Annotated in this window: 19 protein-coding genes; 17 read left to right on the forward strand and 2 right to left on the reverse strand. The window is 44.8% G+C overall.

Annotated features, from left to right (window positions below; translation table 11 throughout):
• Nucleotides 1-411 precede the first annotated feature (411 nt).
• The 4 genes from rlmD (at nucleotide 412) to CXK86_RS24435 (ending at nucleotide 6,407) form a co-directional block, all read left to right on the forward strand.
• Nucleotides 412-2,193 carry a 23S rRNA (uracil(1939)-C(5))-methyltransferase RlmD gene (rlmD, locus tag CXK86_RS24410; protein ID WP_076253819.1) on the forward strand — a complete coding sequence of 594 codons (1,782 nt, stop codon included), beginning with the start codon at nucleotides 412-414 and terminating at the stop codon, nucleotides 2,191-2,193.
• 1,379 nt (nucleotides 2,194-3,572) lie between these two features.
• On the forward strand, nucleotides 3,573-3,812 hold the full coding sequence (locus tag CXK86_RS24425) for a phosphopantetheine-binding protein (RefSeq protein ID WP_017690656.1): 240 nt from the start codon (nucleotides 3,573-3,575) through the stop codon (nucleotides 3,810-3,812).
• Nucleotides 3,809-5,302 (forward strand): class I adenylate-forming enzyme family protein, encoded by a 1,494-nt coding sequence (locus CXK86_RS24430; RefSeq protein ID WP_083684999.1) that lies wholly within the window; start codon nucleotides 3,809-3,811, stop codon nucleotides 5,300-5,302. Before CXK86_RS24425 ends, CXK86_RS24430 begins: the two co-directional genes overlap by 4 nt.
• A 49-nt stretch (nucleotides 5,303-5,351) precedes the next feature.
• A complete protein-coding gene (locus tag CXK86_RS24435; protein WP_076253816.1) occupies nucleotides 5,352-6,407 on the forward strand; it encodes a hypothetical protein in 1,056 nt (351 codons plus the stop codon).
• Nucleotides 6,408-6,521: 114 nt separating this feature from the next.
• Here CXK86_RS24435 and CXK86_RS32295 read toward each other — a convergent pair whose 3' ends face one another.
• Entirely contained in the window at nucleotides 6,522-6,674 is a 153-nt protein-coding gene (locus CXK86_RS32295; protein WP_180361867.1) for a hypothetical protein, read from the reverse strand.
• A gap of 122 nt (nucleotides 6,675-6,796) precedes the next feature.
• Between CXK86_RS32295 and CXK86_RS24440 the strand changes: the two genes are divergently transcribed.
• From CXK86_RS24440 to CXK86_RS24495, 12 genes are read left to right on the forward strand one after another with little or no spacing between them, the layout of a single operon-like run.
• Nucleotides 6,797-7,717, forward strand: coding sequence for an NAD-dependent epimerase/dehydratase family protein (locus CXK86_RS24440; RefSeq protein ID WP_218640806.1), 921 nt, complete (start codon nucleotides 6,797-6,799; stop codon nucleotides 7,715-7,717).
• A gap of 21 nt (nucleotides 7,718-7,738) precedes the next feature.
• Nucleotides 7,739-7,990 (forward strand): acyl carrier protein, encoded by a 252-nt coding sequence (locus tag CXK86_RS24445; RefSeq protein WP_076253814.1) that lies wholly within the window; start codon nucleotides 7,739-7,741, stop codon nucleotides 7,988-7,990.
• Entirely contained in the window at nucleotides 7,987-9,345 is a 1,359-nt protein-coding gene (locus CXK86_RS24450; protein ID WP_101314746.1) for an ATP-grasp domain-containing protein, read from the forward strand. Before CXK86_RS24445 ends, CXK86_RS24450 begins: the two co-directional genes overlap by 4 nt.
• Nucleotides 9,346-9,389: 44 nt before the next feature.
• Nucleotides 9,390-10,505, forward strand: a complete 1,116-nt coding sequence (locus CXK86_RS24455; RefSeq protein ID WP_076253850.1) for a UDP-glucuronosyltransferase — start codon at nucleotides 9,390-9,392, stop codon at nucleotides 10,503-10,505.
• A gap of 27 nt (nucleotides 10,506-10,532) precedes the next feature.
• Nucleotides 10,533-11,627: a radical SAM/SPASM domain-containing protein gene (locus CXK86_RS24460; RefSeq protein ID WP_017690649.1), complete on the forward strand. Its 1,095-nt coding sequence runs from the start codon at nucleotides 10,533-10,535 to the stop codon at nucleotides 11,625-11,627.
• Nucleotides 11,628-11,670: 43 nt separating this feature from the next.
• Nucleotides 11,671-12,849, forward strand: a complete 1,179-nt coding sequence (locus CXK86_RS24465) for a radical SAM/SPASM domain-containing protein (protein WP_101314747.1) — start codon at nucleotides 11,671-11,673, stop codon at nucleotides 12,847-12,849.
• Between the two features lie 32 nt (nucleotides 12,850-12,881).
• A complete protein-coding gene (locus tag CXK86_RS24470; protein WP_100526342.1) occupies nucleotides 12,882-13,886 on the forward strand; it encodes an ABC transporter ATP-binding protein in 1,005 nt (334 codons plus the stop codon).
• Nucleotides 13,864-14,673, forward strand: coding sequence for an ABC transporter permease (locus CXK86_RS24475; protein WP_017690646.1), 810 nt, complete (start codon nucleotides 13,864-13,866; stop codon nucleotides 14,671-14,673). Before CXK86_RS24470 ends, CXK86_RS24475 begins: the two co-directional genes overlap by 23 nt.
• 4 nt (nucleotides 14,674-14,677) lie before the next feature.
• Complete coding sequence (locus tag CXK86_RS24480; RefSeq protein ID WP_101314748.1) at nucleotides 14,678-15,490, forward strand: ABC transporter permease; 813 nt, start codon at nucleotides 14,678-14,680, stop codon at nucleotides 15,488-15,490.
• A 40-nt stretch (nucleotides 15,491-15,530) separates the two neighbouring features.
• Complete coding sequence (locus tag CXK86_RS24485; RefSeq protein WP_101314749.1) at nucleotides 15,531-16,379, forward strand: FkbM family methyltransferase; 849 nt, start codon at nucleotides 15,531-15,533, stop codon at nucleotides 16,377-16,379.
• 5 nt (nucleotides 16,380-16,384) lie between these two features.
• The gene (locus CXK86_RS24490; RefSeq protein WP_101314750.1) at nucleotides 16,385-17,338 is read left to right on the forward strand and encodes a class I SAM-dependent methyltransferase; all 954 of its coding nucleotides are present in this window, start codon (nucleotides 16,385-16,387) and stop codon (nucleotides 17,336-17,338) included.
• 46 nt (nucleotides 17,339-17,384) lie between these two features.
• Nucleotides 17,385-18,419 (forward strand): hypothetical protein, encoded by a 1,035-nt coding sequence (locus CXK86_RS24495; protein ID WP_101314751.1) that lies wholly within the window; start codon nucleotides 17,385-17,387, stop codon nucleotides 18,417-18,419.
• Between the two features lie 320 nt (nucleotides 18,420-18,739).
• Here CXK86_RS24495 and CXK86_RS24500 read toward each other — a convergent pair whose 3' ends face one another.
• Nucleotides 18,740-19,681 carry a ketopantoate reductase family protein gene (locus CXK86_RS24500; RefSeq protein ID WP_101314752.1) on the reverse strand — a complete coding sequence of 314 codons (942 nt, stop codon included), beginning with the start codon at nucleotides 19,679-19,681 and terminating at the stop codon, nucleotides 18,740-18,742.
• Between the two features lie 149 nt (nucleotides 19,682-19,830).
• On the opposite strand from CXK86_RS24500, the gene CXK86_RS24505 reads away from it, so the two are divergent.
• The gene (locus CXK86_RS24505; RefSeq protein ID WP_017690637.1) at nucleotides 19,831-20,412 is read left to right on the forward strand and encodes a TetR/AcrR family transcriptional regulator; all 582 of its coding nucleotides are present in this window, start codon (nucleotides 19,831-19,833) and stop codon (nucleotides 20,410-20,412) included.
• The last annotated feature ends 39 nt before the right edge of the window (nucleotides 20,413-20,451 follow it).

Raw genomic sequence — 20,451 nt, forward strand, 5'->3', positions numbered from 1 at the left:
GTTGCTGTGTGCAGTGGGATCGCGTATAATCTCATGTGGTCACCATGCTTTGAGCTGATACAGGGCATATTGTGGTGATTGAGTGAACGTGAACATTGAACGGTGAATAATGAACAGTGAAGGTTAAGAGTGCTGGTCTAGTTCGATGGTACTGCGATGTGGTACATCGTGCTGAATGTAACAGTTTGGTCGAGTGCCGACTGGCGGCTAACGAACTCAGAAAACCTTAATGTGGCGAAATTGCCGAAGCTGCGAATCTAACGAATCTCAGTGTCGTTAGTTTGGAGAAAATGACCGAAAAAGGTCGGAAAACACCATCCGAGGATGATATAACGTTTCTGAAGTTCATTAGAAATTCGGAACGTTATTTTTTGATGTGATACCATATAAGAAGAAAGAAGTGAATGTACGTTGTCTAATACGAACCGCAGCGGTCGTGGAAAAAACCGCCGGAATTCGGCTGCCTCTCAGGGGCAAGGGAACGCTTCAGCGTCCCGTCAGCCAAGTCAATCATCTCGTCCATCTACACGTCAGCAGGGAAAAGAGGTGCGGCCACAAGGCGCATCTCTTTCTGCCGTTCGTCCAAAAGGGAGAGCGCGTGAATCTGCACCAATCGAAGGACTGCCCGTTACCAAAAATGAAGAGACCGTCATCGACATCATTGGCATGAACCATGACGGTGAGGGTGTAGGTCGTGCGAATGGATACACGCTCTTTGTGCAGGGTGCGCTTCAAGGTGAAACCGTGCGTGTGCGCGTGATGAAAACCAAGAAGCAGTACGGCTACGCCAAATTGCTGGAGATCGTGAAAGCAAGTTCAGATCGAGTATCCGCGCCATGCCCGATCTATGATCAGTGCGGCGGCTGCCAAATCCAGCATATGAGCTATGCCGGACAGCTTGCGTGGAAACGCCAGTTGGTGGTCGATAATTTGCAGCGGATTGGCAAGTTGAACGTGATGGTGGAGGATGCGGAGACGTTGGCATCCAACGCGCAAGATGACGCCTCAGTTGATGAGGCTAAGTTGGTGGAACGGTTGGAAGATGATGCGAATCAGACAACTGAACCTGGACAAGCATCTTCTGAAGCGCAAATGATTGGAAGTAATCGTATTCGTTTTCGTCTCGAAGGTGTCATGAACGAAGAAGATACAGAACACGCGATTCGCGTACTGCCTACGATGGGTATGGACGAGCCGTGGCGATATCGGAACAAGGCACAGGTGCCAATTGGAGCTGCCGAGGGTGGTCTGGTAGGTGGTTTTTACGCTAAAGGAAGTCACCGGATCATCGATATGGAGAGCTGCCTCATTCAGCATGAACACAATGACGAAGTGGTCGCGAAGGTGAAGGAGATTGGCAGTCATTTTGGAATTAGCGCCTATAACGAAGAGACAGGTCGCGGATTGCTGCGTCACGTTGTCGTCAAGAAAGCGTTCCGTACAGGCGAGATGATGCTTGTTCTGGTTACGAATGGTCGAGACATTCCGTACAAAGACGAATGGATTGGCAGTATCCGTGAAGCCATTCCGCATGTGGCGAGCATCTGCCAGAACGTGAACAAAAAACAGACCAACGTCATCTTTGGCGATGAAACCCGCGTCCTGTGGGGCCGTGATGTAATCTATGATTATATCGGTGATGTGCAGTTTGCCATCTCGGCACGTTCGTTCTATCAGGTGAATCCGGTGCAAACGGAAGTACTGTATGGCAAAACGGTAGAGTACGCTGGACTGAGCGGCAAAGAGACGGTAATTGATGCCTATTGCGGCATCGGTACGATTTCTCTTTTCCTCGCGCAACATGCGGATCAGGTGTATGGTGTTGAGATCGTGCCCGAAGCAATTGAGGATGCTCGCAGCAATGCGCTCTTGAACGAGATGCGTAATGTGAAGTTCGAAGTTGGTGCCTCAGAGGACGTTATTCCACGCTGGAAAGAACAAGGCATCGAAGCAGATGTGATCGTTGTTGATCCGCCGCGGAAGGGCTGTGATCCACGTTTGCTGGAAACGATCCTGGAGATGAAGCCGGAACGCGTGGTTTACGTGAGTTGTAATCCGAGTACGCTGGCACGTGATCTTCGTGTGTTGGAAGATGGCGGCTATCGCACCGTGGAGGTAACGCCGGTGGATATGTTCCCGCATACGGTGCATGTGGAATCGGTGGCGATGCTAAAATGGAAGGGGCAGGATTAATTCCTACGCCTCTCGTTGTTCCAACTTCCTTATGGATTGAGGACGGGAAATATGTAATGTATGGCTTTGATTGAACCGTCTCTAATAACTTCAATTTTTTGAATAAGTCTTTGAAGTGCCTGCTTAAAGACTTGTTGACCTTCAATTTGAAGTTCGGTGAAGCGGGATAATTGCTTTATATAGGCACGGAGTTGTTCTTCCGTGTCTTTTTTTGTACCTGTAATAATGAAGTAATTACTGATTTTGTACACACCCTAATCCTAATACAGATAGAGGTGAAATTTCTTGAACTATAGGGGCATAGATCTCATCAAGTAGAAGCTTCTTATCATCACGCTTGTAGCCAAATGTGGGTAGAGAAGCCTTGTAGGGCGGTTCGTGAAAATATCATCTTCATGTGGCTCGCCGCTGGCCAACAGCCAGACTTTCGTACCAGTAACCTCTTTCTTTCCGAACGGATGAAAGAGGTTACTGGAAACCGTGTTTACCCATGTGCTAGAGTTATAACTGATTTCGATTGGACGTCAAAGCGAGGCAAAACTTCATTAACTCAGCTTTGGACGCTGATACACGTGGTTCTGTATCGTGTTCATGAGCGATTCCAGTTTGAAGTCGAGCCGTTCTCCTTATCAATATCTCCGCTCGTCTGTTTCCTCGTAAGCTTAACAGTCCCTAGACGAAAACACTTCGACATTGTGGTTATGAAGCATTCTGACAATGTTTATTGTATTGGGCGTATTCTTTATGACTGGAATGGCTGCGTTAACTATATTTTCCCTTTACCATACACATTTTGAAACAATCGCAAATGAGAGAAACAACCAGATGACGAATGGAATTCCAGAGGGCATCAACGGGCTTTTTCAAAACTGTTGACAATTGGTATATTTGTAATTATATTAAATATATCGGGCGCTTGGTGCTGTAAATCTACTAGTGTAAACGCTACCAAGAAAAACTTTACGCAGTATAGTTCGATCCCGTCGAGGAAGAAAATGGAGAGTTGATTGGGGACTTACTCCCAGTTTTATATACACTCTGTCCATTTACGAGTGACATTCATCGTAGTTTTGTAGAGCATTTTCAGCAACGCTTCATTGCTTGGGAAAATGCTTTTTTTTAGGCTTTGCGATGTTGACGAGGGAACCCTCAAGTATTTCCGTCGTTGTACTCTTCGCGTCAAGCTTTTTATGTCCTGCACCGTGTCATATTCCACCTCCAACATGAATTGCAGCATCTCTGCAAACAACTCTTTCAGTGCAAATTCACCTTGTCTATATTTATGAACTTATTCTTCTTCAAAATCACTTTCACTTGCTCATCACGTATACTATCCTCTTTAATCAGCCTTTCTAAAGATTATCTAACGGGGGAATATGATGTCTAAATCAATAGAATCTATCTTGAGAGATGAAATTTTTGCTGAGCTGGACATCGAGTATCCGGAAGGCCACGATACCCGTTTGTTGGACCAAGGGATCGATTCAGTAGGCTTCATCAAGCTTATTGTTCTAATGGAATCGAAGTTTAACATCTCGATCCCTGATGAAGATCTGTTATTTGAGAAGTTCTCCACGGCTGGATTAATCCTTAATTATTTGACTGTGAAAACGCTATGATGACTATCATTCAGCGTCTATTTCTGGAGGCCTCTGATCGCCAAGATCATATTATCCTTGAAGATCTAAAGCAGCAATGGACTTACGCAGAGGTGATGACAGAAGCTTATTTGATTGCTCTATATATCCACAAGAATTTTGAGCTTGAGTCCGGAAGCCATCTTGCATTATACACAAATAATGAGCCCTTGTTCATTTTTGCGGCGCTGGGCATTCAATTCTGCGGTTATGTGTTAGTACCGGTTCCTTATTCGGCGTCCAATACTGAAATTGAAAATATTTTAATTGCCAGTGACGCCAAATTGGTTATCAGCAAATCTGCACAGCCAGCGCATTTAAATTGCGACATACCTTGGGTTACCGCTCAGGATTTATCGCAAGAACCAATGCCTTCGTTCGAATCGATCTCGTTAACCAATCAGTCCGATCCCAATCAATGTGCGATTCTCCTTCCTACATCGGGCACAACCGGAAAATCTAAAATCGTTATGTTATCCCATTGGAATGTATTAACGAATGCGTTGGCACATGGCGGAAAGGTGGGGTATACAGAACAAGATTCGTTTCTTGTAACGATGCCCGTTCATTTCAGTTCTACGATTGTCACGCAATTGATTTCTTGTATGTTATATGGAACCCGAATTAAACTTATCAGCTTGCCCTTTCTGCCGCGCACCGCGTTTAAACTGTTTCAGAATAAGGCGGTCACGGCATTCTCAGCGGTGCCTACGCAATTGATGCACTTTGTTTCCGATTTCCATCAGACAAAGAACTGGAGTGCCTTTGATTCCATTGAATTTATTGTAATTAGCGGTGCGGCGATTCCCGCGAAATTAGTAGACCATCTTCAGACTGTATTTCCTCACGCGGACATTATTCAAACCTATGGATTGACCGAAGCTTCTCCGCGGGTGACCATGATGGAACGGGGAGAGCACTGCCTATCCTGTGGATCACCCATAAATGACGTTTCTATTCGTCTTGTTGACGAAGAAGAGAATGAGGTTGAAGGAGCGGCTATCGGAGAAATTTGGGTCAAGGGCCCGAATGTGATGCTCGGTTATTACAAAAACCCGGAGTTAACGAACGCTACCATTGTTGAGGGTTGGTTAAAGACAGGAGATTTGGGATATTGGAATGAATCAGGGTGTCTTATACTCACAGGCCGAAAGAAGAATATCATTATATCCGGCGGTATCAATATCTATCCGGAAGAAATCGAGGAATTTTTGTACGGCTTGAAAGAAGTGGAGGAGGTCATGGTTGTTGGTGTACACGATGATCTGTTAGGCGAAGTGCCTATCGCATTTCTGAAAGTTTTTAATGAATGCCTGATCGATATAGAGGCACTGACACGACATTGCAACTTGCATTTGTCAACGTATAAAGTGCCTAGACAATGGAGGATTATCGATAACATTCCAAAAACAAAAACAGGAAAACTGGACAGGGCAAGCACGAAGCGCTTATTGCTAAATGAGATATACTGATTCGAAATCCTTAAGCTATTTAACCAGATAACGAGGGGTGAACGAAAGGTTGAAGAATTCAACTCAAACGTTAGGCAGAAAAATATTGCCGGTCAGTTATCCGATGATTACAACCTATACGCAACATGCTCATCTCTTGTCCATACTTACCCATTACGAGTGCGCACACCCATGGATATTTAGCAATTATATTCAATTATTTATTAACAAAGATTATAAACATCATTGGGGAGATTTTTATTTCCCTCTGACTTATGAGCTGCGGCCTTCGGATGCGTGCAAATGGATTACTACTCAAAAGATACATAGAGATACTGTAACAACTAAATGGGACTCTGTTATTCATTTTATTGTAGAAAATATTAATGCTAATAACTATGTCCACACCATGATCAATTATTTCTACGTGCCCCTAAGCGATCGCTACAATAAACTTCAATTGCATCATGACATATTTGTTTACGGCTATGATTTGGATAGAGAGATGTTGTATGTTTCCGATTTTTTTAAGAACGGGGTGTATAGTCAGGCTGAGATATCATTTACTGATTTCAATCTTGCGTTCGACACAAATCATCTAACAACCAATCATGATTACCTTAGAGAAATGGTTTATCTGTATACATTCAATGATCAAAATCAGGATAAATTCAGTGCAGATACCCTAGTGAATTCGATAAGAAATTATTTCACTAAGCAAACGCCGGAGTATTGGGATATGTTCAACTACGGGGGTGACAAGGATAATCTTGACTTCGGCATGCAAATATACACAACTCTATTAAATTATGCGAAAGAGACATTGGAACATAAGGTTATGTTTGATATAAGACCCTTTCATTTACTTTATGATCATAAGAAGATAATGACGCTAAGATTCAAGTACTTGTACGATAATCAGCATTTAATTGAATTAAATCAAGAGCATATAGATGAATTCACAGCTATTGAACTTAAAGCAAAAATCCTTGTGAATCTAGCGATTAAATATAATTTGACAAAGGATACGAGTATTTCCGAAAGTTTACAAACGCTGATTACGAATATAGAAAATGAAGAATCCATATTCCTTGAACGATGGCTGAAGAAGGTAGCTATTCAGTAATGTTGAGGGAGCAGATGATGTCAGTTGTGGATATCTCTTCTTGCACCCGAATAGAAGCCTTAGCGCGAAGCCCGTGGTGATCCGGGCATATTTATGGAAGGAGTGATGCCGGGATTATAATCGTTGGGAGACAGCGTGTTGAGTAAGCCAAACCGTTGCTCTTGTATTAAAACAAACGTTTGCTGACAGCCTATTGCCTTCTTGTCTTTCAACGATCCGCATTGCTTCAAGCGCTTTTTCCGGCACAACCACAACGGATCCACTCACCTCAAGAATCTCTCCTAGTATTTAACCCAACATCTTGTGACTCATGCATAGAACCAAGCCTGTTTCGATTGAATTAATAGTGGTTTCACAGTCCTTAAGCAAGGGGGAGGATCATAATATTCATTGTATTAACAGGAGTCGCAGGCTTCATCGGTTCCAACCTCGCCGAGAGGCTGCTGCGGGAAGGCCATACCGTTATCGGCGTCGATAATTTTCTGACCGGGTCTACTGTAAACATAGACAATCTCTTACGGTCGCCAAATTTCAAGTTTATCGAGCATGACGTCATTTATCCGCTCGCAATTGAAGGCCCTGTCGATTGGGTGATGCATTTTGCCAGTCCTGCCAGTCCGCCCAAATATCTGTCCTATCCGATCGAAACGATGAGGGTCAACAGCGAAGGGACGATGCATCTGCTGTATCTGGCCAAAGAAAAGCAGGCTGCGTTCTTCTTGGCTTCAACAAGCGAGATTTACGGTAACCCCACTGTTCACCCTCAGCCGGAAAGCTACTATGGCAACGTGAATTCGGTTGGAGCAAGAAGCTGCTACAACGAAGCGAAGCGGTATGCAGAGGCGATCACCTACTGGATGAACAGGAAATACGGTATACCGGTAAGGGTCATTCGGATCTTCAATACATTCGGTCCGAAGATGGATTTACATGACGGACGCGTGATTACCAATTTCATTAATGAAATCATGTCCAAGCAAAACCTTACGATTTATGGCGACGGCAGACAGACGAGGAGCTTTCAGTATATCGACGATTTGCTGGAAGGGATTGTGAGACTGCTGGGCACCACGTATGAACAGCCAATCAATTTGGGGAATCCGGAGGAAGTCACCATACTTGAAGTCGCCCAAATATTGAAGGAGCTAATGAAGTCCAACGCGCAGTTAGAGTTTCTCCCGCTGCCGGAAGACGATCCAAGGAGAAGGAAGCCGGATATTACCATTTCAAGGACGATTATGGACTGGGAACCGGCGATCAGTTTGCATGATGCACTCGCTAGAACGATCCATTATTACCAGGGTCAATAATCCATTAAACGGGAGGTACCTATGCAAGAACAGATCATAGCGATGATATGCGAAATCAAGGAAGACGCCCAACTGGTAAACAGTTTGAACGAGCATTCGAACATCATGGAAGACGGGGGATTGGACTCTTTACAGCTAATTACTTTTGTACTACAGGTGGAAGAGCGTTTCGGTATTGAAATCGATTTTGAACAATTCGACTTCAATCTTATGGAGTCGGTAACGACCTTCTGCAATTATATCTCGGAGCTGCAGAAAACAGCGCCTGTATGAACGATAGACGCAAGTTCGAGCTCATTATCGGGACATTTGACGCGGAACGCTTCTGGCGCGACCCTAATCTAGCCAAACTGCCGTCGTTTCACGATCCTGAAATGGAGAATATCGTGATGGCCATGGATGAGCTGCTCTTCCCATTTTGCGAGGCGCAGGATAAGCTCATTACTCGCTATCGAATGAACGTTTGCCATAAAGAGTATTTGCATGAGATCGGATTTAAATTTCTTTCCAATTCAACCGATCTCGAGAGTCCTGATGTAGGAAGCGTAGGCAGAACCGCCAATATATTCGACCTGCTCACATCAGCCGATCGAATGGGTGACATGGATCTCTACTTGCTGGACGGCGCCCGGTTGTCGCCCTTTGCCGTCATTCCGGGGGCGGATCGTACTGCAACGCGTTACGGGCTGGAACAGGATTTTCCAGCTATCGAAACGGTTCAGACTGTCAATTCGAAGCTGTATTCAACCGAATTGAACCGTCGCCTTGATCTTCGGTGTGACAGCCAGACGGTCTATTCTCCCGAAGAGCTGCTGGCAAGCGGCTTGACTTTGCTGAATCAAGGACCCTTCCTGATCAAAGATGAGTTTGGGGTATCCGGGAAAGGGAATTTGCTGATCGAGTCGGAAGCGATTTTGCAGCGAGTCACATCCTATGTCGCCGATCAGTGCAGCAAGGGAAAAATGGTTCGGTTTATTATTGAGCCGTTCCTCCGCAAGGAATTGGATTTTTCTTGCCAATTCCACATCGATTCGGACGGTACTTACCGACATATCTCAGTGCAGCAGTTGGTCAATCACAATTTCGCTTACCAAGGCTCCTATACAGCAGACGATAGGTTGCTTCATATGCTGCAGGAAGCGAAGTATTTTGATGTAATGAAACGGGCGGCCCGCGAGCTGTATCGGTCGGGTTATCACGGCGACGTATGCGTCGATTCTATGCTGTTGACGGACGGCCGCATCGTTCCGATTGTTGAGGTGAATGCAAGAAGATCGATGAGTCTGATCAAGCATTACGTTGACCGCTACCTGAAGAAGCACGACACGGCAGGGAGCATGACGCATGCGACTTTACAGTTTGCATGCGATGTATCATTCGATCAATTGCTTGAATCGCTGGACCGCGAGGGTGTTCTATATAAGCCTGATCGAGGATTCGGTATTTTACCGTTAAGCGCGAATACGCTCCTTATTAACAAAGTCGTCAGCGAGTGCAAGGGGATCCGGAATAAGCAGGTGAAAGGCAGATTATATTATTCGTTGATCCAGGGGGAATGGGATAACGAACGATTGACCGCTAAGGTTAAGGAGGTGCTGTCGTCGTTATCCTTCAAGATCGCCCGCTGATGCAGTCCGAAGCGCTTGAAGCCATGAATGGAGGAAGAAATTTTATGGGTAAGCGGAAAGTGACGATTCTATGCTCGGGTTTCGGTCTGGGTTTCTATATTCCCGGTCTGTTAGCTGCAAGTGATTTCGAGAAAAGGGATATCGCGACGGAAGTGCTCGTGTTCGAAAGCTATTTGGAGCAAGACAAGATGGATCATATTGTAGACAGCAGAAAGGCTTACCACAATAATTTCGCACTTGCCAATTTATCGGCCCGAATGCCGATGGATATACGCAACAGCATTGATTATGCCCAGGTCGAGCTATTGCTGGAGGCGTGGAAAGCGGAAGACCGGTACGAATTCATATCGTTATCCGGACACTGGATCTATATTCTGGATTTGTATAGGGAGAAGATGCTGCCGAATCAAATTCATGTAGACCTGCTCTACGTCGATTCAGATCTGGCCCCGTCTTGGAAGAGCTTGAAGAAGTTTCATTCTCGCTATGACGAGTATTATTACAATGCTTGTCTCTATGACACTGACAAGATGGAGATTCGATGCGAAATCCCAGTTCTTCATCGTACGGCACTGCCCTTCGACTCAAGGAAGCGGCGGCTTGTTGTTCATGGTGGCGGCTGGGGGATGGGCACTTATCAAAGTACAATTCCAGAGCTTGTCGGCCATAACTATGGGCTTGATATCGTAGCTTACGATTGGAAGGAAGCGAAGCCCGATCCCGATCACCGATATTGGATGAATGATCCGGAATGGTGTGCATGGGTGAAGAGTGCGAACGGCCTGCACGAGTTTCCGCCATACATCGAAATAACGGGAGAAGACACGAAGTCATACGCCGCTGAGGTTGATCATCATTGGTTATTCGATATCGCTTCGGAGGCGATGGCTATCGTGGCCAAGCCGGGAGCGGGCACATTAATCGACTCGCTTGCATCCGAAACCCCTCTTATTCTGCTGGAGCCGTTCGGAAGTCACGAGCTTAGCAATTTGGAATTGTGGGAATCACTGGGGTTCGGAATACGCTACGAGAAGTGGCGGGAGATGGATTTTTCCGTAGAGGTCCTTAGGGAGATGCATCAAGCGATCATGAACAGACCCGGAGAACGGACGAATTATGTGGATCATTATTGTGCGAGAGTCGCGTTAACGAAGGGGTAAGATTTCAATGGCAGAAGGGGTTATGCGATGAGCGTAAACAAATTGAGTGTCGTCCAAGATAAGACAAAGACAAGCTATCCGAGATGGATCGTCATGCAGCTGTTGGAGGAGTGTAATTTACGATGCAAGATGTGCTATGAGTGGGGACTCGAAGGTCCCTACAAAAGCAAAAAAACGTTAGCGCATCTGGATCCGGATCTCATTAAAAAGATCATCGTCGAGTGCAGCCCGGGCAAGCCGTATTACGATTTCTTCGGCGGCGAGCCGCTGATGTACCCTTGGCTGAGCGACATTCTCGCCATGATCAATCACTATGGAAGTAAAGCGGACTTCCCCACGAACGGCACATTGCTTGAGCAGCATGCCGAGATGCTTGTCGAGACTGCTCCAAATAAGATCTGGATGTCGCTCGACGGCCCTGAGGAAATCAACGATAAGCAGAGAGGCAAAGGCGTATTCAAGAAAGTAATCAAGGGGATCGAGAAGCTTTATGAGCTTCGGGAAAGCAAGGGCAAGCAATTTCCGAAAATGGGTGTATCCTTTATCATTACGCCCTTGAACTATATGTACGTTGAGGAATTTTTCTTTAAGCATATCGACTTGTCAATGTTGGACCATATCAGCATGGAAGTGCAACTCTATGCAACGGAAGAGCAGTATGCCCAATATGTGGAGGTTCTTAGTGACAAATTCGACGTGCATGAAGCTCCTTATGCCAAGGGGATGGTGTGGCGTGACACCAGTTCGTTCAGCCAGATCGATATTCCGGAATTGACGAGACAGCTCAATAATGTTAAAGCGTATTGCTTGAAAAACAGCATCCATGTGATCACCTATCCGAAGACGATAGATGAACAAAATTTGAGCAACTATTTCTCGGGGCAATTCCATCAGATGGCTGATAAACGGAATCGGTGCTCCCTTCCATGGGTTTATGCGGAGATTACGGCAAGGGGCGACGTTTCGCCCTGCCATGCCTTCTATGATCTGACCTTTGGCAACGTGAACGAAGAGAGTTTGCTGGATATCTGGAGTAGTGACAAGTACAAAGATTATCGCGCGTATATGAAAAAAAATATGCTTCCGATTTGTACGGCTTGTTCAAGGTATTATATCTATTGATTCATGTGAATGACCTAATAGGTTTAAGAAGGGTGGTGTTGATATGAATCCGAAATCAGAGATTAAACGTTCCCCAAAGGATTTGCAAATATTGAAACGTACTATCAAGAATACGGTGGAAACAAAGCGGAACATGGAGAAAATAGCGGGTTACGCGACACCGTTGCCAGAGTCGGTCGGGATTAAACTCACGAACCAATGCAACTTGCGCTGCAAGCATTGCTATCAATGGAACGACACCGGATACCATCACTTTATGACACCGGAGCAGCAGCGGGAACAGCTCGACTACGGGCTGCTGGAGAAGCTGATCCTTGAGACGGAACCAGCCAAGTCGAGACTCTATATCTGGGGCGGCGAGCCGCTCGTATACAGCCATTTCGACCGTTTGGCCGATTTACTTGAAGCCCATCCTCGCGAGACGACGATCTGCACGAACGCGATGCTGATCGAGCGAAAGCTGGACGCCTTGCTGAGAATCTCCGACAATCTGGAGCTGCTCATTGCACTTGATGGATTCGAAGAAGAGAATGATGCGCTTCGCGGCAAAGGGGTATTCAACAAGGCGATAGATGCTATTCGGATGCTAGTCCAGCTGCGCAAGGAAAACCGATTCAGGGGCAAAATTACGATCCATACCGTCGTTAACGATGCTATGACCGACAAGCTTTACGATCTGCTGGAATTTCTGGAGGACGTCGGTGTAGATATGGTCATGGTCTGCTTCCCGTGGTACATCTCGGACGAATGCACGCAGGGAATGGACGATTACTTTGACCAGAAGTTCGACTTCCTTCCGGCGAGCGAGCACAAGGGCGAACGAAGCTGGCACGCCTTTAACTACAAGCTCGATCCGGAGCGTATCCCTGCTTTGATGAGCGAGTTGGACCGGGTGAATAATCGGGTCTGGAAAATGCGTTTACGCTACCAGCCGAATCTGGATTATGACCAGATCGAAGATTTCGTGCTCGGCAAAGAGGTGAAGAGTAAAGGCACGATGAACAAGAAGTGTCTGGCTCTCTCGAACCGGATGGATATTACGCCCGATGGAACGATTGTTGCATGCAAATTTTTCAAGGAGTTTGAGATCGGCAAATTAAATGAAGCGTCCGTACAGGAATTATGGCACGGCATGACCTACAGAAGGATAAGGGAAATGATGGATGAACGACTGACACCGGCATGTTCCAAGTGCAGTGTCTTGCATTTGCACGGTGTTTAACTATTCTACATGAGCATAAATGAGGTGAACCAGTGAGCATTATCCAAGTGGAACGCTTATCCAAAAGCTTCAATTACTACGAAAAAGAATTGGGGTTCAAAAAATCGCTAAAAAATTTAGTGAAGCGGAAATCACTGATCAAAGAAGCGGTTAGCGAGATATCACTTTTAATCGAGCAAGGCGAGATGGTCGGGTTCTTAGGCCCGAATGGTTCCGGCAAAACAACTACGCTTAAGATGCTGTCCGGCATCTTGTATCCGACAAGCGGGCAAGCGACGGTATTAGGCTATGTCCCTTGGGAGCGAAAAAAAGAATTCAAGATGCAGTTCTCGATCGTGATGGGGCAGAAATCGCAGTTGTGGTGGGATTTACCGGCGAACGAATCGTTGTACCTGAACAAATGCATTTATGAGGTCGAGGATAAGCCCTACAACCTTGTCCTGGATGAGCTTACGGAGATACTTGATGTTAAAGATCTGCTCAATATTCAGGTACGTAGGCTTTCGCTGGGGGAACGGATGAAGATGGAGCTAATTGCGTCGCTCATCCACCGGCCTAAGGTGATTTTTCTGGATGAGCCTACAATCGGACTCGATCTGATTTCGCAGAAGCGCATTCGGGAGTTCCTGAAGTATTATAACCAGCAGACGAAAGCAACGGTCATTCTGACAAGCCACTATATGGCGGATATTGAGGATTTATGCAAACGAACAATCATCATCAATCAAGGGAAGATCGTATACGACGGCGATCTTCGGCGTGTGAACGAGCTGTTTCATGCAAAAAAGATCATCAAGCTGCAATTTACGGACGAAGTGCCGAGGCAAGCGCTAAGCGACTATGGCGCTATCATGCAACATGACGGCATGAATGCCGTCATGGAGATCGATAAGCATGACCTTCAGCGGCTTTCCAAGATGATGCTGGACCGGTTCCCGATCCTTGATTTCACAGTTGAAGATATACCTGTCGAGCGAGGCATCGAAAGCTTGTATCAGAAAGATGGGGTCAGACATGAAAGCCTTACAGAAGTATAAAAGGACGTACATCCTTGCGCTTCAGAATGCGATGGAGTATCGGACCGATTTCTTTATGAGTATCATCAGCGGCGGCTTCATCATTCTCGTCCAATGCTTCCTCTGGACGGCCGTGTTTCGCAGTTCGCCGCAAGAGATTATTAATGGCTATACTTATTCACAGATCATCATTTATTCCGTGTTGTCCGGCGTCGTCTCCAAGCTGGTTTCTGCCGGCTTCGAAGGGGAAATCGCGAATGATATCAAGACGGGTGGACTGAGCAAATTTATCGCTCAGCCCATTCATTATTTCAGCTATCGGATATGCAATTTTTTCGGTGGGAAAACGGTTCAGATCGGGGTCGTCCTTGTCTTATTCGTCATACTGATGATCGTTTTTACTCAGATTTGGGGGTTTCAGCTTAGAGGGGTGCAGATCGTTATGTTCCTGGTCAGCATTCTGTTCGGACTGCTCATCAACTTCCTGCTTTTTTATTCGATTAGTGCTCTCGCGTTCATCATTACCGAGGTTTGGGGCGTTTATATCGCGTTCAACCAAGGCGTCTATCTGCTCAGTGGTGCCATCTTTCCACTTAATATTTTCGGAGATACGTTTGCCAGAATCTCCAGCTATTTACCGTTTCAATATGTCGTATTCTTCCCGGTTAACATCATCAATGGCAGCATGGCGATTCATGAAATCGTGCGCGGACTCCTCTTACAAGCGGTCTGGGTAATTGTTCTTATGATGATTTCGAAGTTGTCGTGGGATTCCGGGATGAGGAAATATGTAGCCGTTGGAGGTTAGATCTGTGAGTATCAGCTTGACGGAGTTTCGGAAGCATGTACGTATGTTCTTTATTTTCGCAAAGAACAGCTTGGTCGGTTACATGGAATACAAAGCGAATTTCTACTCCGGTTTGATCATGGAGACCGTATTTCTGTTTTCCAAGCTGATCTATATCTTGTTCGTTTTCCAGCTCGGGATCGAAATCAATGGCATTTCTCCTGACCAGATGTTGATCTTCACGGGGACCTATACGATTATGATCGCAATCTATACAGGACTATTTATGGATAACTTTTATAGATTCGCCGGCCATATCCGCAACGGGACGCTGGACTTGTATATGACGAAGCCGCTTTCGCTGCAGTTCATGATTTCATTCCGGCACGTTAACTTTGCGTTTCCGATCCCGAACCTGATCGCCGGGATCACGATGATCGTACTGGCTTGGCGGCGTCTTGACATCGAGCCAAGCTTGATCCACGTGGCCGGATATATCGGCGTGATCTTGAGTAGCACGATCGTGACCTATTCGGTGCTTCTACTTCCGCAAATCCTTGCCTTCTGGACGGTGAAGTCCAGTTCGATCTTCGAAATACTCGACAAATGTTGGGATTTGAACAATATGCCGATGTACATATACCCCAAATGGCTGCGGAGAATTGGGCTGTATGTCGTGCCGATCTTGTTCATCACCAACATGCCGTCGGTTTATTTGATTGATCGATTGGACTTGTTCCTTGGGATATGGATTTTTGTAGCTCCCGTTATATCGCTTCTAGTGGTCAGGCTGTTCTGGAAGCTGGCCGTCAAACGCTATGAAAGCGCCAGCAGTTAGAGAAATGCCCTACAAACAAATTGTTGAGAAGGTGAATTGAATGAGCAAGACGGAGCATGAGCGTCATCCATTGCAGACAGAGGCCATTACAAAGAAACGGCTGCACAACGGGATTGAAATCTATCAAAACAACGAAGGAGAGACCGAGTTTCTCTACAACGAGATTTTCCACAAGGAGATGTATTTCAAGCACGGTATTACGCTTCCGGATCATGGCACGGTCTTGGACGTCGGGGCTAATATCGGCATGTTCAGCCTATATGTCAGCAGCAAGAGCGACTGCAGGGTGTATGCCTTTGAGCCACTGCCTCCGACGTTTAAACTCTTGAAGATGAATACGAGTTCGCTGCCTCGCGTAACGACGGTTAACGTCGGGCTTTCCAATGAGATCAAGGAAGCGGAGTTTGCCTATTTTCCTACGATGTCCACAGACTCTGTCCAGATCAAATACAGGGAGAACCACGATCAGGATCTCCGATACGGGTTAATCAACCATTACGAAGATAATTTCGCTGACCGGCGAATGCTAAACCGCTTTGTCGATCATCTTATGTCGCCGAAGCTTCTGAATGAACAAGTCTATCGTTGCAAGCTAACTACGATCTCCGAAATGATCCGTTTTTATGATCTGAACCAAATTGATCTTCTCAAAATCGACGTGGAAAAAAGTGAGTTCGAGGTGCTGGAAGGAATCGAACCGGAAGATTGGGGCAAAATCAGGCAAATTGTAATGGAGGTACACGGACTGGACGGAGAGCAGATCAGCAGGCTCGAGAACATCTTCCAAACCAACGGCTTTTATGCCGTGATCGATTACTATGAAGATTTGAATATCCCAAATTACTATAATGTGTACGCGTTGAATCAAATGCATACGTCGGCTGGGTGATAGTCATGTTACAACATCTACATGCAAGGTTGGTATGCTCCAGCTGCAAGGGCGTGCTGGTCCAGTCGGAGGCAATGTTGCAATGCTGCATCTGCGATGCGGTATATACGAACGATGACCGTTATGTATCGATGCTCGACCGGCGTGAGCAGTTTGTCCACCCTTCCGAATGGAATCGGAAAGAGGCTGAAATTCGGGATTATAGCGAGATTTCGCACTCTCTTGCGCTGTCCGGTATAGGCCGATTCGCCACCTTCTTAAATTATGGTTACGTCCCGCACGGGAATGAGCAACATGCGGTGATCGAGCCCGACGATGCATGGAATAGAAACTCGGTCAAGCTGCTGCTTGAGACAGTGGGCAGGACGGCGATTCGGGAGCGGCAGGTGATCGACATCGGATGCGGCAGGGGAGGGAACATAGCAGCTCTGTCTAAATATTTCAAGCCGCTGTCTATTGTCGGTCTCGACATCTGCCCGGCGAATATTGCCTATTGCAATGCCAAATCCCGAGGGGGTGAATCTTTGTATCTCGTCGGCGATGCGGAGAATATACCGTTTGCAGACGAGAGCTTCGATGTGGTGTTAAATATAGAATCCGCACATGCCTATCCGAACCGATCACGATTCTATGAAGAGGTGTACCGGATAATGAGAGTTGGCGGCGTATTTCTGTATACGGAGCTGATGCTGGGAGATCAGGTAGCGCAGAACATCAGGCTGTTAGAGGAAGCAGGCCTGTCTGTAATCCGCAATCAGGATGTGACTTCGAATGTTCTTCTATCATGTGATGAGAGTGCGAAGCAGCGTACTGGCACACAAGGGATTGCGAGCAACGCCAAAGCGAGCACGAATATTGGAGATATCAATGAATTCATCGCATTGCCCGGCTCGAAGAAATATGAAGAGATGAAGGCTGGAACGCGGCAATACCGTATGATGAACCTTGTTAAGAGGTAATATAGCCGTAATATCAACAATAATTTTAGTATAGGAGAAATATTTTATGGAAGAAATTATTTCCCTGGACACCTTTCAGCCCTTCGACGGCATGACAAAAATGTATCCTCATCATAATTTTCCTTATTTTAATTGCGGTTACAACTTGTTGTTAACGCTTGCCAGATATTTCAAAAAAGATGAGTTGCCGATTTTGAATAATGTTATTAGTATTTATAGATTTGATAAACAAAAAATACAAACAAGAGGATATTTCAAGTTAGAGGTGTTGGATCTTGAGGAGGGAGATCAGATCCTTGAGGAAATGGGGATTTCTATTCGTAAAAAATCCCCTGAACTAGATACGTTACAAGATGAGATCATAAACTCTATTTCAAGTGGTCATCCGATTTCCATATTTATTGATTTATTTTATCAACGCGGGAGAGACTTTTACTATAACAAAAAACATGGACTGCACCCTGTTTTTGTCTATGGCTTCAATCTTACGAACGAGGAAATATATACGGTTGATGATATCACAGAATACAGACAATATTCTCTGCCATTTTCAGAATTTAAATGGTCATGTATGACTTCGGAACACGTAAAGATGCCAGACTACTTTTGGGAATATGCGCTAGTGTCCCACGGTAATCATGAGATCTTGAACAATAAGAATTTAGCACACACAACCATCAATACATTCGTAGAAAATATGTGCAGGTATCAAAATGAAATAACGGAAAGTTTGAATAATATACTGTTGTTGGCAGAAAATTACGAGCTCATTATAAAAAATGAAACGATTATAGAAACACTGAGCAGTACTATTTATAGAAAATGTTCTGAGAAATACAGGTTAAATACTCTCTATAAGTACAACATTGATCATATCAATGCAAAACATACGCTTGACCCGTTATTGGACCAAATTATTCATGACTGGAAGACAGTAAGGATCTATTCGAATAAAGCCATCATGTCCCAAAAGTTCACTGGGGAAATCATAGACAAGTGCATTGGTTTATTTACAAAAATATATACGAATGAAGTACATTTTAATAATCAATTATTCTTAATGTTAAAGGCTTTCAGGTAAAATCACATCTAATATTGCTAGAAATGAGCCGCATCAACAGGCATACTGTGCAAGTGTCTTTTCATCGTATGAAAACCGCCGCCGCTGTCTGCATCAACACTTTAATCACAAACGGCTGAGATGCCGTTTTTTGTTTTGATTTTGTTACAGCACACTAGTCATGTGGAGAGTGTAGCGATGTTGGTTAGGGTGTAGTGTTTTGAAGCTACATTTACCTGTTTTAATAAATTACTTTGCCCGAAGCTTCTAAAGCTCGGGCTATAGTTGTTATAACCATTAGTAGAGTTGATGTTGGTCTGAACAATATCAAGTTTTCCAGTTTATCCTTTTTCAATAGCTTTGTGTTGTTGCTCAGTGTTTGCAAATGCCTCAGTAAGACGTGGTGAAGGTATACCTAACTTTTTTGCTTCTCTCACAACTTCAAGTACTGCAAAACCGGCTTTACTATTGTTGTATTCAATGAAAAGTCGCGGTAAGCTGCCCTTTGTAAAAATAACCTTGTTAAACAGCGTGCCGAGAAGTGCTGATGGAATTTTGGTCAACAGTAGAGTAATCGCGTCCATCTTTGCGCCTCTTGCTTTAAGTACAGGTGCCATTTCCCGCATATTCTTACCAACATTTGCGAATGAGTCACGATGATTCATAAGTGCTGGAAAACTTCCCCGTTTTAACACCTCGGTCTCCATCGCCGCATTCACGGCAAAGTGATTCCATAGCCAGCTTTGCATATCCTTTATCCAATTGATTTTAAAATGGGCGCTTTCAAATAGTTCTTTGACCTTGTTGTTTATCTGTTCCGTGCCTACACGTGGTTTTTCCAGAAATATCGTTTTTAAGAAGCCGCCCCTAAGCTTATTGTCCTCAATGCCGCCTCCTGCTCCTGGGAAACCAAAGACAACATTGTTCATAGACAAGGGCAAGATCGATGATTTTAAATCCTGCCAAATATTATTGAATATAAGGATCGGGGTGTTACCCGCGGTAGTCGATAGTAATTGTGCTGCTTCGGGAAGTTGTTTCGTGTTGACACTCGCAATAATAAGATCGTAATTTGGGCTTATCTCCTCATGCAGCTTGACTTTCCAGTTTTCCTTGATTAACCGTTTCGCTCTTCGTGCGTCCCACATTTCAAGCGCTATATGACTTCCGAAGGTTTCTTTTCTCCCTTTTCTAACGTAAAACTCAACGGTGTGGCCTGCCTTTTCGAAAGCCCACGCGTATTGGGTCGATATTACACCTCTACCGAAAAATAAAATTCTCATCTTAGCCTCCTAATAATCAATATTCATCCTTGTTGATGATCCAACAACGTGTTGTATAATATTATTGTATTGATTCACTATACGGTCATCAACCATCAGATTTTTAATATCTGTTGGATAATTGATCGAACAGCAAACGGAGGCAAATAATGAAAAAGCAACCTGAAATTACGGACAAAACAAGGCAGACATTCATAAATGTATTCTGCGATTTATATAGCCAAAAACCCATCGAAAAAATATCTATTCAAGAGATTGCTAACCAATCAGGATATAATCGGAGTACATTTTATCAATACTTTACAGATATCTATGAGTTGTTGGACTGCGTTGAAGAGCGTATTTTGAAATCCATTAAGGAGGAAATGGCAGGCAGAGAGTTTTCTACACATACTATTCAAGATGCACTTCAATGCTTAGAAAATGCAGAGGAGATTTCAGTTCTTAAAGCTATATTGGGCGACTATGGTTCTGTTCATTTTGTGGAACGCTTGAAAAGAGAAATTCCCTTTGAGCGATTGATTGTGGATTTTCCAACAGATGATGTTTTGGCACCATATATCATTGAGTTTTACATTTCAACATTAATATCTATGTTTCGTCTTTGGATACGCAACGACAAAGATCTATCGTCGGAGGAATTGATCAAACTGATCGATAGTCTATTTTCAAAGGGGATAACACCGTATCATATCTTTGGCACGGTCAATCCGCAGCGTTCTGGAGTGTAGCGATGATGGTTAGAAAGCTAAACATAAACATAAGGGGTT

Origin of the sequence: Paenibacillus sp. BGI2013 (assembly GCF_002843485.1) — a bacterium.
Classification (GTDB): domain Bacteria; phylum Bacillota; class Bacilli; order Paenibacillales; family Paenibacillaceae; genus Paenibacillus; species Paenibacillus amylolyticus.

Excerpts from the sequence above, each read along its gene's own strand:
- CXK86_RS24425 (WP_017690656.1), top strand. The coding sequence starts at position 3,573 with ATGTCTAAATCAATAGAATCTATCTTGAGAGATGAAATTTTTGCTGAG.
- CXK86_RS24430 (WP_083684999.1), top strand. The coding sequence starts at position 3,809 with ATGATGACTATCATTCAGCGTCTATTTCTGGAGGCCTCTGATCGCCAA.
- CXK86_RS24445 (WP_076253814.1), top strand. The coding sequence starts at position 7,739 with ATGCAAGAACAGATCATAGCGATGATATGCGAAATCAAGGAAGACGCC.
- CXK86_RS24450 (WP_101314746.1), top strand. The coding sequence starts at position 7,987 with ATGAACGATAGACGCAAGTTCGAGCTCATTATCGGGACATTTGACGCG.
- CXK86_RS24455 (WP_076253850.1), top strand. The coding sequence starts at position 9,390 with ATGGGTAAGCGGAAAGTGACGATTCTATGCTCGGGTTTCGGTCTGGGT.
- CXK86_RS24460 (WP_017690649.1), top strand. The coding sequence starts at position 10,533 with ATGAGCGTAAACAAATTGAGTGTCGTCCAAGATAAGACAAAGACAAGC.
- CXK86_RS24465 (WP_101314747.1), top strand. The coding sequence starts at position 11,671 with ATGAATCCGAAATCAGAGATTAAACGTTCCCCAAAGGATTTGCAAATA.
- CXK86_RS24475 (WP_017690646.1), top strand. The coding sequence starts at position 13,864 with ATGAAAGCCTTACAGAAGTATAAAAGGACGTACATCCTTGCGCTTCAG.
- CXK86_RS24485 (WP_101314749.1), top strand. The coding sequence starts at position 15,531 with ATGAGCAAGACGGAGCATGAGCGTCATCCATTGCAGACAGAGGCCATT.
- CXK86_RS24490 (WP_101314750.1), top strand. The coding sequence starts at position 16,385 with ATGTTACAACATCTACATGCAAGGTTGGTATGCTCCAGCTGCAAGGGC.
- CXK86_RS24495 (WP_101314751.1), top strand. The coding sequence starts at position 17,385 with ATGGAAGAAATTATTTCCCTGGACACCTTTCAGCCCTTCGACGGCATG.
- CXK86_RS24500 (WP_101314752.1), bottom strand. The coding sequence starts at position 19,681 with ATGAGAATTTTATTTTTCGGTAGAGGTGTAATATCGACCCAATACGCG.
- CXK86_RS24505 (WP_017690637.1), top strand. The coding sequence starts at position 19,831 with ATGAAAAAGCAACCTGAAATTACGGACAAAACAAGGCAGACATTCATA.